This window comes from Nocardioides sp. (assembly GCF_047606145.1).
In the GTDB taxonomy this organism is placed as follows: domain Bacteria; phylum Actinomycetota; class Actinomycetes; order Propionibacteriales; family Nocardioidaceae; genus Nocardioides.
Window position 1 is genome coordinate 1 of the sequence record NZ_JASGET010000145.1, and the last position, 11360, is coordinate 11360.

Consider the following 11360-nt stretch of genomic DNA (forward strand, 5'->3'; position numbering starts at 1 on the left):
CCCGGCAGCGGTGGCGGCCGCGACGGCGAGGCCGCCCGGGCGCGGTGGCGGCTCGGGCAGCTCGACGCGCGGCCGGAGCAGTCGCATCGCCTGCAGCACCGTCCCGATCCCGTCGGCGAAGGCGTGATGGACGGCGAAGAGCATCGCGCGCCGACCCTCACCCAGATCGAAGAGCACCACCCGCCACAGCGGCCGATCGCGCGGGAACGGATCGCGCAGCAGCTGCGCCACCTCGTCCTCCAGGCCACGCCGGCCCGCCACCCGGCGCTCGATGACGTGCCAGTCCCAGTCCAGCCCCGGGGCCGGCACCCAGCGCTGGCGGTGCCATCGGCCGCCGTCGTGGAGTCGCTGGGTGAAGCGCGGCAGCCCGGCCAGCTCGCCGGCCACCAGGTCGCGCATCTGATCCAGGGTCGGCCGGCCGTCGGCGTACTCCCAGAGCACCAGGCCGCCGACGATCTGCGCGGCCCGGCCGGGACGGCCCGGGGTGCCCTCGACGTGGAGGAAGAAGGCATCCGCCGACGGCACCAGCACCCCGGGGCGCGCGGTCGGGTCGGTGAGCACCGCGATCCGGGCCGCGATCGTCACCAGAACGAACGCCGCCACCGCGTCGAGGACGTAGTGATTGGCGGTCGCCAGGATCACCACCAGCGTGATCAGCACGTGCACGGCGCTCACCAGCTGCACCCAGCGCCGGGCACCGGCCCAGACCAGCACGACGCTGACCCAGAGCGCCCAGGCCATGTGCAGCGAGGGCATCGCGGCCAGCTCGTTGGCGCCCTTGACCAGGGGCGAGCCCCACGATCCCCAGGTGTGCCCGTCGGTCACCGTGTCGACGTACAGGCCGTGCCCGAGCATCCGCGGTGGCGTGGTCGGGAAGACCCAGAAGCAGGTGATGGCACTCAGCGTGACGATCAGGAACGCGGTCCGCGCACGCCGGTAGAGGTCCATCCGCCAGCGCAGCAGGTAGACCAGGGTGGCGAGCGCGGTGAGGACGTAGACGAACGCGTACTCGTAGTTGGCGATCGTGGCCAGCCAGTCATGGCCGACCAGCCAGTCGTTGAGCCGGTACTCGACATCGATGTGCAGCCAGCGCTGGAAGCGCTCCAGCGCCTCACCCCGGGCATCGGCGTCGCGTCTGCGCTCCGGGGAGTTGAGCGCGTCGACCAGCAGGTAGTAGCCGAAGACCAGCAGACCGAGGAGCACCTGGCGCCACACCATCACCGGGCGGGCCGGCTTGGGGCGGGCGGGATGCGGATGGATCTGGCTGCGCATCCGGGGAAGGCGCCAGGAGCGAGACGACCGGCCGGTCGGGGCGAGCGAGGGGTCAGGCATGGTCGGCCTGCGCGTTCCACACCCGGGCCGACGGTGAGCGGACCAGCCCCACCACGCCGATGACCAGCAGCGCCCCCGCGCCCACGACTCCGGCGAGCGCGCCCGGGGTGCTCGGCACGGAGGCGTCGAAGGCCAGGGCACCGGCCAGATAGCTGGCCACCGGGTTGACGATGTTCATCGCGGCCAGGGCCCAGGGCAGCGGTCCGGCGGCGTACGCCGTCTGGCCGAGCACCAGGCCGAGTCCGGTGCTGCCGGCCAGCGCGTAGCCCACCCAGTCGACCGCGGTCGCCCGGACGCCGTGGTCGAGCAACGAGTCGGCGGTCAGCTTCATGAAGACCGCGGAGAGGGCGAAGCAGATCCCCGCCGCGCAGGCCAGCAGCACCGCCGCCACCGTCGGCGGGCGGCCACGGCTGACGGAGACCAGCAGTCCGATGCCGGCCGCACCGGCGGCCACCGCGAGCAGCACCCGGCCGCGGTCGGCGGCGCCGGTCAGCGGGGCCGCACCGTCGACGGTCATGAACAGGGCGATCCCGGCGCAGATGGCCGCCCCCGCCAGCAGGTCGGGCCAGGTCGGGCGCCTCTTCTGCTCCCAGGAGGCCAGCGGCATCGCGAAGAGCAGCTGCGTGGTCATCAGCGGCTGCACCGCCGCCACCGATCCGAGCCGGAGCGCCGCCGCCTGCAGCCCGAAGCCACCCAGGTTGACCAGCCAGCCGGCGAACCAGCGGGGGCTGCGCACCAACCGGCGGAAGAGTCGTACGGCGCCCGGCAGGCCCTTGTTGGCCAGTGCGGCGCCCGGCGCTCCGTCCAACCGCCGGCTGGCGTTCTGCTGCAGGAACGCCGAGACCGCGAACGCGAGCGCCGCGCCCAGGCCGAGGATCAGCACCACCCATGCCCGGGTCATCGCCGGCTCCTCACCGGTTCGCCGAACCGGCGCGAGAGCGCCCGGAACGGCCCGGGCGCCAGCGCCCTGACGGTGGGGGCGATCCGCGTCCATGCCGGAAGGTAGACCTCGGCCCGCTCCCGGCTCACCGCCCGCAGGATGGCCGCGGCGGCCCGGTCGGCGGGGATCGGCCGCGGGCTGCGGCGCCGATAGGGCTCGCCGCGGCGGTCGAAGAACCCGGTGTCCACCACGGCCGGCACCACCACGCTGACCGAGACGCCGGAGCCGGTCAGCTCCAGCCGCAGGCTCTCGGCGAACGCGTCGAGGCCCGCCTTGGCGGCGGCGTACACCGCTTCGCCGGCGACGCCGGTGCGCCCCGCGATACTGGTCACGAAGCAGAGATGCCCACTGCCCCGCTCGATCATCCCGGGCAGCACCCGGCGGGTGAGCCCGACGGCGGCGGCCAGGTCGACGGCCAGGATCTCCTCGACGAGGGCGGGGTCCATCGCGGTGAACAGGCCGCTGTGACCGCGGCCGGCGCTCACGACCAGCACGTCGATCCGGCCGGCCGCGGCCAGCGCCCGGTCGGCGAGCGTCTCGGCGGCGTCCGGTGCGCTCAGGTCGACGACCAGCGGGGTTCCGTCCACCGCCGCGGCGACCGCGCGGGTCCGCTCCGGGTCGCGGCCGTGCACGAGCACCGTCGCGCCCGCCGCGGCGAGTCGGTGCGCCGTCGCCTCGCCGATGCCCGCCGAGGCGCCGGTGACCAACGCAACACCGCCCGACAGCCGCATCAGCCGCTCTCCCTTGCACTCCCTGCGCGTGCCGGTCTGGCCAACCGGTCACTCTCTCCGGTTAGTGCAACCTAGCACCGCGCTGTGGCGCTCGCGCGACGGGTGCCCGGTGCGCCCGCACGATCCCCGACGCGCCCGTGACACCGGCCCGCACACCGCCCGTCGTACCGGCCTCTCCTACCGGTCCTCATCCCGCCCGGTCCTCATCCCGCCCGGTCGCGGGGCGAGCGGATCACCAGCACCGCCTCCACGGCACCCTCGCCCAGCGCCCGATAGCCGTGCCTACCGTCGCTCGTCCAGGTCACCGTCTCTCCGGCCGCCGCCTCGGTCTCCCGCCCGGTCGGACCGATCGAGGCCCGGCCCTGGGTGAGGGTCATCGTCTCGACGACCCCGTCGCCATGGCCCGGCGAGTCGTGCCGGGCACCGGCGTCGAGGTGGAGCAGGTACACCTCGACCACCGCGTCGTCGACCGACTGGGTCTCCAGCAGCCGCGCGCTGATCCCGGGCGAGGCGACCTGCGTGCCGGCTCGTTCGGCGAGAAGCACCGCGAGCGGGACGCCGAGGGCACCGGCGAGCGCGTAGAGCGTGCCGAGCGTCGGATTGCGCACCCCGTTCTCGACCTCGGAGAGCGATCCCTTGCCCACACCGGCGGCCTTCGCCAGGGCCGCCAGCGAGAGACCGCGATCGCGGCGCGTCGTCCGGATTCGCGCACCGATGAGCGTCGCCGGGTCCATCGTCACATCGTAGACAGGCTGTTCCACATACAGAACCTTCGCTCTATCGTTCTGTATGTGGAACCCATCCGACGCCCCCTCGACCTGCAGCCGATGCTGGCCGGGCTGGTCACCGCACTGGTCGGCTTCACCAGCTCCTACGCCGTCGTCCTGGCCGGCCTGCGCGGCGTCGGCGCCAGCACGGAGCAGGCCGCCTCCGGGCTGCTGGCGGTGTGTCTGACCCAGGCGCTCGGCATGCTCTGGCTCACCCATCGCTACCGGATCCCGCTCACCCTCGCCTGGTCGACGCCCGGCGCGGCGGTGCTGGCTGGCTCCGGGGTGCCCGACGGTGGCTGGCCGGCGGCGGTGGGCGCATTCGGCGCGACCGGCGCGTTGATCCTCGCCACCGCGCTCTGGCCACGCCTGGGCGCGCTGATCGCGCTCATCCCGGCCTCGCTGGCGCAGGCGATGCTCGCCGGCGTCCTGCTCTCGCTCTGCATCGCGCCGGTCACCGGGGTGGTGGACCATCCGTGGCTGGTGGGGCCGCCGGTCCTGGTCTGGCTGGTCCTGGTGCGGCTCGCCCCGCGGTGGGCGGTACCGGCCGCGTTCGCCGTCGCGCTGGCGACCATCGGCCTCGACCTCGCCACCGACGGCGGCTGGCAGGGGCCGGTGCTCCCACACCTGGAGCTGACCACGCCACGGCTGAGCTGGGGAGCGCTGGTCGGGATCGCGATCCCGCTCTACGTGGTCACGATGGCCTCCCAGAACGTCCCGGGCGTGGCGGTCATGTCCGGCTACGGGTACGCCGTGCCGTGGCGCTCCACCATGGCGGTCACCGGCACCGGCACCATGATCGGCTCGGTCGCCGGCGGCCACGCGATCAACCTGGCCGCGATCACGGCGGCGCTGGCCGCCTCACCCGACGCCCATCCCGACCCGGCCCGGCGCTGGATCGCGGCCCGGACGGCGGCCTGGGCCTACCTGGTGCTCGCCTTGCTCTCCACCGCGCTGACCTCGCTGGTCTCGGCCGCGCCGACCGGCGTGGTCCAGGCGGTCGCCGGCCTCGGCCTGTTCGCCACCCTCGGGTCGGCACTCGCCGGCGCCCTCGGCGCCGCCACCGGACGCGAGTCGGCGGTGGTGACCTTCCTGGTCGCCGCGAGCGGCGTCACCCTGGCCGGCGTCGGCGCCGCGTTCTGGGCCCTGCTCGCCGGGCTGGTCGTGCTGGTGGCGCTCGGCGGGGCGAGGCCCGGGCTCAGCCGAAGTTCCGACCCTCGCCACGGTACGTCGGAGCCGACGGCGTCGCGGGATCCAGACCCTCTCCGCTGACCAGGTGCAGGACGTCGACCCGCTCGCACAGCTCGCCCGCCTTCGCATGCCGGAACCACACCCGCTCCCCGATCCGCAGGCCGTCGGCGGCGGCACCGCGCAGCGGGGTCTGCACCTCACCGGCGCCTTCGGTGCCGACCAGCCTCAGTCCCGCCGGAAAGGTCGGCACCGGGACCCGGTCGGCCCCGACCGGACCCGAGGCGATCCAGCCGCCGCCGGCCACGGTCACCATCCCGCTCGTCGGGCGGCGCACCACGTCGAGGCCGAAGTACGCCGCCGGGGCGGCTCGGAAGGCGTCGTACCTGTCGAAGAGCGCCGGTGCGTAGAGCCCGGAGCCCGCCGCCACCTCGGTGACCGACCGGTCGGCGCGGGTGGTCTCGATGCTCCCGGTGCCACCGCCGTTGACGAACTCCAGGTCGGCCAGCTCGCGCAGCGCCGCCACCACCGCGCCCCGGCGCTCGGCGAGCTCGGCCACCGAGGCCCGCTTGATCCGGCGGAGCACCGGCACCTGCAGCGGCTTGCCCAGCGGCCGGTCGGGCACCCCGGCCACCTGTCCCTCGTAGGCCATCACGCCGACCAGCCGGAACCGGTCGTCGTCGACGATCAACCGGGCCAGCGCGACCGCCTCGTCGACGTCGTGCACCGGCGAGCGGCGCGGCCCGATGTGCACCCGGCCGGCCGCCACCCGCAGGGAGGCGTCCAGGTCGACACAGATCCGCAGCGGTGCGGGGCCGGGCAGGCCTGCGAGCACCGATCTGATCAGGGCGAGCCCCTCGGCGCTGTCGACCATCAGGGTCACCCGCGCCGCCACGTCCGGGTCCGTGGCGAGGGCGGCCAGCTCGTGCCGGGCCGCGGTGGGGTAGCCGACCACCACGTCGTCGTACTCCTCGGCGAGCCAGCGCGCCTCGGCCAGCGAGAAGGCGAGGATCCCGGCGAATCCCGGGCGCTCCAGCACCTGGCGCAGCAGCGCGCGGCACCGCACCGACTTGCTGGCCACCCGGATCGGCAGACCGGCGGCCCGGCGGACCAGATCGGCCGCGTTGGCGTCGAAGGCGTCCAGGTCGACCACCGCGACCGGGCCGTCCAGACCCGCGGTGGCGTGGTCGAGGCGGCGATGCTGGGCGGAGTCATGACTGATCGGCACGAGCACCATGGAAACGGTGCCGGCGGGTCAAGTCAACGTTCTTGGGCACTTGACCGAGTCGAGTGCCCTACTCCACCCTTCTGGCATGGCCTGTGACCAGATCGCCGCGGCGCACCCGGATCCGAGGGGGTGGACCAACTGGGCCGGCAACCAGCGGGCCCGGCCCGGCCGGGTCGCCGTACCGCGGTCGACCGACGAGCTCGCCGAGGTGATCCGCACCGCGGCGGCTGCCGGGTCTCGGGTGCGCCCGATCGGCAGTGGGCACTCCTTCACCCCCATCGGAGTACCCACTGCCGTTCAGCTGCGACTCGACCGCCTCGCCGGCATCGTCCACGCCGACGCCGAGACCGGCCTCGTCACCGTCCGCGGCGGCACCAGGCTGCGTGAGCTCAACCGCGGCCTGGCCGCCCTCGGACTGGCGATGACGAACCTCGGCGACATCGAGGAGCAGACCATCGCCGGGGCGCTCGCCACCGGTACCCACGGCACCGGCGCCGGCTTCGGCGGCCTGGCCACCCAGATCCGCGGCCTGGAGCTGATGCTCGCCGACGGCTCGCTGCGCCGGTGCGGCCCCGAGGAGAACGCCGATCTCTTCGACCTCGCCCGGGTCGGACTGGGCGCACTCGGCGTCGTCACTACCGTCACGCTGCAGACCGAGCGGCTCTTCGCGCTCACCGCGCGTGAGGGCTCCGGCCGGCTGGACGAGGTGATGGCCGGCTTCGACGAGCACGCCGACGGCACCGACCACTTCGAGTTCTACTGGTTCCCGCACACCCGCTCGGTCCTGACCAAGCACAACACCAGGCATCCGCTGGACTCGACGCAGCTGGCACCGCTCTCCCGGGCACGCGCGTGGTGGGACGACGAGTTCCTCAGCAACGGCGTCTTCGGCGCGACCGTCGCGCTGGGCAACCGGGTGCCGCGCCTGGTGCCCGGCCTGGCCAACCTCGCGGCTCGCGCGCTGAGCCCGCGGACCTACACCGATCTCTCCTACCGGGTCTTCACCTCGGCCCGCCGGGTCCGCTTCGTGGAGATGGAGTACGCCGTGCCGCGCGAGTCCGGGATGGCGGTGCTCGGCGAGCTGGTCGAGGTCGTCGCGCGCAGCGGCTGGCGGATCTCGTTCCCGGTCGAGGTGCGGGTCGCCGCCGCGGACGAGGTGCCGCTCTCCACCGGCTACGGCCGGAGCAACGTCTACATCGCCATCCACACCGCGCCCGGCGCGCCCGACCAGCGGGCGTACTTCGCCGCCTTCGAGCGGATCGCGACCGCGGCCGGTGGCCGCCCGCACTGGGGCAAGATGCACGGCCTGGGGGCCGCGGACCTGCGCGAGCGCTACCCCCGCTTCGACGACTTCGTCGCGATGCGCGATCGGGTCGATCCGGGGCGCCTGTTCGGCAACGACCACCTCGCCCACCTCCTCGGAGGATGATCGGTCGCCATGACGACCCCGATCGTCACCACCCAGCCGGCCGAGCCGACCGTCCCGGTCGAGCGCGCCTGGATCGTACGCTTCGGCCTGGTCTGGCTCGGCGTGTGGATGTCCTGGCTGGTACCGGTCCAGCTGGCGCTGCCCGAGCAGCTCGACCATCTCGACCACCTGCACCGCTACCGCGACTTCGGCATCATCAACGCCGTGGCCGGGGTGGTCACCCTGGTCGGCCTGCCGATCTGCGGCGCGCTGTGTGACCGCACCCGCAGCCGGATCGGGCGGCGTCGGATCTGGGTGATCGGCGGCGTAACGGCGTACGCGGCGATGCTGGTGCTGACCGGCTACCAGAGCTCCTGGCCGGGGCTGGCGCTGACCTGGGGTCTCGCCGCCGCGGCGGTCTGCGCGATCACGGCCGGGATGAGCGCCACCGTGGCCGACGAGGTGCCCGACCGCCAACGCGGGGTGGTGTCCGGGGTGATGTTCGGACCACAGTCGGTCGGACTGGTGCTCGGGCTGGTCGCCGTCGGTGCGCTCTCCGACTCCGGCCGGTACTGGGCCCTGGCCGCGGCGATGGTGGTGCTCGCGCTGCCGTTCGCGCTGCGCTACCGCGACCTCCCGGCACGCGCCGGCGCGCCGACGCTGGCGGCCCGCGACCTGGTCGCCGGGCTGTGGGTCGATCCGCGACGCCATCCCGACTTCGGCTGGGCGTTCGGCTCCCGGCTGCTGGTCAACGTCGGCAACGCGCTCGGCACCACCTACCTCTACTTCTTCCTCAAGGACGACCTCGAGGTCGGCGACCCCGACGGCGCCCTGCTCGAGCTGAGCCTGGTCTACGTGCTGTTCACCCTGCTGGCGACCGTGACCGGCTCGGTCGCCTCCGACCGCACCGGCCGGCGCAAGGTGTTCGTCGCGGTCGCCGCGGCGCTCCAGGGGGCGGCCGCGATCCTGCTCGCGCTCCTCCCGTCGCTCAGCACCGCGTTCGCCGGCGCGGCGCTGCTCGGGGCGGGCTACGGCGCGTTCGTGGCCGTCGACCAGGCGCTGGTCACCGCGGTCCTGCCCAACCCCGACGACCGGGCCAAGGATCTCGGCATCCTCAACGTCGGCTCCAACGTGCCGCAGGCGCTCGGCCCGCTGATGGCGGCCGCGATCGTGGCCTGGGTGGGCTTCGGCGCGATGTTCCTCGCCGCCGGGGCGATGTCGCTGGTCGGTGCGGTCATGGTGCGACGGGTCCGGGCCGTGCGGTGACCGTGTGGTCACGTGGGACGACGTGCGATGAGGCTGTGAGGCCGTGATCCGGAGCCGAGCGCGCGGGGGCGGCGTGTCCCCTCGGATCGGCCTGTTCCGACGACCGACTCGGCGGTCCTGAGGACCCACTCGGTGGTTCCGACGACCGACTCGCCGGTTCTGCGGACCGACTCGGCCCGGGGGCCGGGAAGGGCGGTCAGCGGGCGGCGTACGACGTGACCACGCGCAGCAGCCGAGCGAGGGTCGCCCTGCTCGCCTCGGTGTCCCGGTCCGCGAGCCAGGTGGTGGTGACGCCATCGGTGACGGTGACCACCACCCGCGCCAGCTCGGCGACCGGGATCGTCCAGGTGACGCCGGCGGCCCGGGCGACCTGATCGAGCACGATGCGCGCGGACTCGAGGTACATCGCCATCTGCTCCGCCGCCAGATGCGCCATCCCGGGCGTGCGCAAGGCGTAGTGGTTGAGCTCGAAGAGCATCTGCTCCTGACCCGGGTCGGCCACCAGGTGCGCCAGATAGGCCTCCGCGGCGGCGCCGAGGAGCCCCTCCAGGTCGCCCTCGGCGAGCAGTCCCGCCGAGACCGCCGCCCGCTCGGCGGCGCCGAGCCGGCGGATCAGCTCGGAGATGAGCTCGTCGCGGGAGCGGAAGCAGTAGTGGAACACCGAGGTCGGCACGCCGGCCTCGGCGGCGATGGCCCGAGTGGTCCCGGCCGCGACCCCGTCGCGGGCCATCACCCGTTCGGCCGCATCGAGCAGCTGCACCCGTCGCATCTGCGCGGACACTCGTGCCACGAGACCTCCCTGAGATACGAGCACGCGGACCGGGCCCACCCCGCCTCGACGGTTGGCGAATCTACACGTCTCGCTCCACACCGGCCGAGCCGTCGACCACCGCACGGCTACGGACACCGGGATCTCCAAGCCGTACTGAATCTTTGCCAACAGGTTGGCAACACAGTGGCCGATTTCTGTGACAACTGCCTGTCAAACTGGCCAGAATGGCCGCGTGAACGCCGACCAGGTAGAGCTTCTCGCCTCGATCGATCCAGCTGACCTCGGGCAACGCATCAAAGCCGCACGCGCGGCCAAGGGGATGACCCAGACCGAGCTCGCCGGTGAGCTGATGTCGGTGGGCTACGTCTCCCGCATCGAGGCCGGCCAGCGTCGAGTCAAGCCGGCCACACTGGAGGCGTTCGCCGATCGGCTCGGGGTGGCGACCACCCAGCTGCTGCTCGGCATCACCCCAAGCGAGTACGACGACGTCCGGCTGGAGCTGAACTACGCGGAGCTCGCGCTCGAGTCCGGGCAGGCCGCCGAGGCCGCCCAGCGGTCGGCGGTGATCCTCGGCCGGGCGCTGGACAGCGGCCCGCTGCGCTCTCTTCATGCCCAGGCCCGGTTCGTTCACGCCACGGCGCTGGAGGCGCTGGGACGACTCGACGAGGCGATCATCGAGCTCGAGGATCTGATCGACGACCTGCCGCAGGGTGTGCTGCGCACCGCGGTCGCGATCGCCCTCAGCCGTACGTATCGAGAGTCGGGCGACCTGGCGCGATCGGTCGACACGGCCGAGACCGTGCTCCGTTCCCTGGAGGGGACGCCGCTGGCCTCCTCCGACGACGCGGTCCAGTTGGCCGCCACCCTGGCCGCGGCACACTTCGAGCGTGGCGACGTCGGGCAGGCCGTCCGGGTCTGCCGACGGGCCGTGTCCCGCGCGGAGTCGCTCGCCTCACCGGCGGCCCGGGCGGCCGCCTACTGGAATGCCTCCGTCATCGAGGCGGAGCGCGGCAGCGTCTCCGACGCGGTGAGCCTGGCAAACCAGGCCCTGGCGCTGTTGCGCGAGGGACGGAGCGACCGCAACCTCGCCCGTCTCCAGTCGGAGCTCGGCATCCTGCAGCTCAAGCTCGACCCGCCGGCCATCGACGACGCCAAGGTGAACCTGAGCCGTGCCGCCGACGACTTCTCCTGGGCCCGCATCACCGTTGCCGACCGCATCCGCAACGACCTGGGACTCGCGCGGGCCCACCTGCTGGCGGGGGACCACGGCGCCGCCGCGGAGCTCGCCCAGCGTCTCCTCGACGAGTCGGCGGACTCCTTGCCCCGCGAGGCCGCGGACGCCGCGACGCTCCTGGGTCGGTCCCTGCTGGCGCTCGGTCGGGCAGACGAGGCGACCGCGCACTATCAGCGCGCTGTCGCGCTGCTGACGCGGATCGGCAACGACCGAACCGCCGCACAGAACTGGTTCGAGCTGGCTGCGTTGCTCGAGGACGTGCTGGACCTCGACGCCGCTCGCGACGCCTACCGCCGGGCGGCGGCGTCGACCGGTCTGCGCCAGCCGACCGGGTTCGCGGTCAGCACACACTGACGTCGTCCCGAACCGCCGGCGCACCGACCGTCGGCACGGCAGGTGCCCCGGTGCGTCACCGACCCGAGGTGTCGGTGACGGTGTGATGAGACCCGTATCGGGGTGGGGGGGGGGGCGCGGCGCGGGGGGGCCGCCCCCCC

At 73.7% G+C, this 11360-nt stretch carries 10 protein-coding genes; 4 read left to right on the forward strand and 6 right to left on the reverse strand.

Going from position 1 to position 11360, the window contains the following annotated elements; translation table 11 throughout:
- The 4 genes from QM638_RS19490 to QM638_RS19505 form a co-directional block, all read right to left on the reverse strand.
- The coding region (locus tag QM638_RS19490) for a phosphatase PAP2 family protein (RefSeq protein WP_415144715.1) at positions 1-1272 on the reverse strand (1272 nt) is incomplete at its 3' end.
- A gap of 52 nt (positions 1273-1324) precedes the next feature.
- Positions 1325-2233, reverse strand: coding sequence for a DMT family transporter (locus QM638_RS19495; protein ID WP_415144717.1), 909 nt, complete (start codon positions 2231-2233; stop codon positions 1325-1327).
- Positions 2230-3003: an SDR family NAD(P)-dependent oxidoreductase gene (locus tag QM638_RS19500; protein ID WP_415144719.1), complete on the reverse strand. Its 774-nt coding sequence runs from the start codon at positions 3001-3003 to the stop codon at positions 2230-2232. The genes QM638_RS19495 and QM638_RS19500 overlap by 4 nt, the downstream gene beginning before the upstream one ends.
- A gap of 203 nt (positions 3004-3206) precedes the next feature.
- Complete coding sequence (locus QM638_RS19505) at positions 3207-3737, reverse strand: helix-turn-helix domain-containing protein (RefSeq protein ID WP_415144721.1); 531 nt, start codon at positions 3735-3737, stop codon at positions 3207-3209.
- Between the two features lie 57 nt (positions 3738-3794).
- Between QM638_RS19505 and QM638_RS19510 the strand changes: the two genes are divergently transcribed.
- Positions 3795-5042: a benzoate/H(+) symporter BenE family transporter gene (locus QM638_RS19510; RefSeq protein WP_415144723.1), complete on the forward strand. Its 1248-nt coding sequence runs from the start codon at positions 3795-3797 to the stop codon at positions 5040-5042.
- Here the strand turns inward: QM638_RS19510 and QM638_RS19515 are convergent.
- Positions 4969-6195 (reverse strand): amino acid deaminase/aldolase, encoded by a 1227-nt coding sequence (locus tag QM638_RS19515; RefSeq protein ID WP_415144725.1) that lies wholly within the window; start codon positions 6193-6195, stop codon positions 4969-4971. The genes QM638_RS19510 and QM638_RS19515 overlap by 74 nt on opposite strands.
- Positions 6196-6271: 76 nt before the next feature.
- Between QM638_RS19515 and QM638_RS19520 the strand changes: the two genes are divergently transcribed.
- Together QM638_RS19520 and QM638_RS19525 are read left to right on the forward strand one after the other, a co-directional pair.
- Entirely contained in the window at positions 6272-7615 is a 1344-nt protein-coding gene (locus tag QM638_RS19520) for a D-arabinono-1,4-lactone oxidase (protein ID WP_415144727.1), read from the forward strand.
- Between the two features lie 9 nt (positions 7616-7624).
- Positions 7625-8860: an MFS transporter gene (locus QM638_RS19525; RefSeq protein WP_415144729.1), complete on the forward strand. Its 1236-nt coding sequence runs from the start codon at positions 7625-7627 to the stop codon at positions 8858-8860.
- Between the two features lie 196 nt (positions 8861-9056).
- On the opposite strand, the gene QM638_RS19530 is transcribed toward QM638_RS19525, so the two are convergent.
- Positions 9057-9650, reverse strand: a complete 594-nt coding sequence (locus QM638_RS19530; protein ID WP_415144730.1) for a TetR/AcrR family transcriptional regulator — start codon at positions 9648-9650, stop codon at positions 9057-9059.
- A 214-nt stretch (positions 9651-9864) separates the two neighbouring features.
- On the opposite strand from QM638_RS19530, the gene QM638_RS19535 reads away from it, so the two are divergent.
- Entirely contained in the window at positions 9865-11220 is a 1356-nt protein-coding gene (locus QM638_RS19535) for a helix-turn-helix domain-containing protein (protein ID WP_415144732.1), read from the forward strand.
- Positions 11221-11360 lie beyond the last annotated feature (140 nt).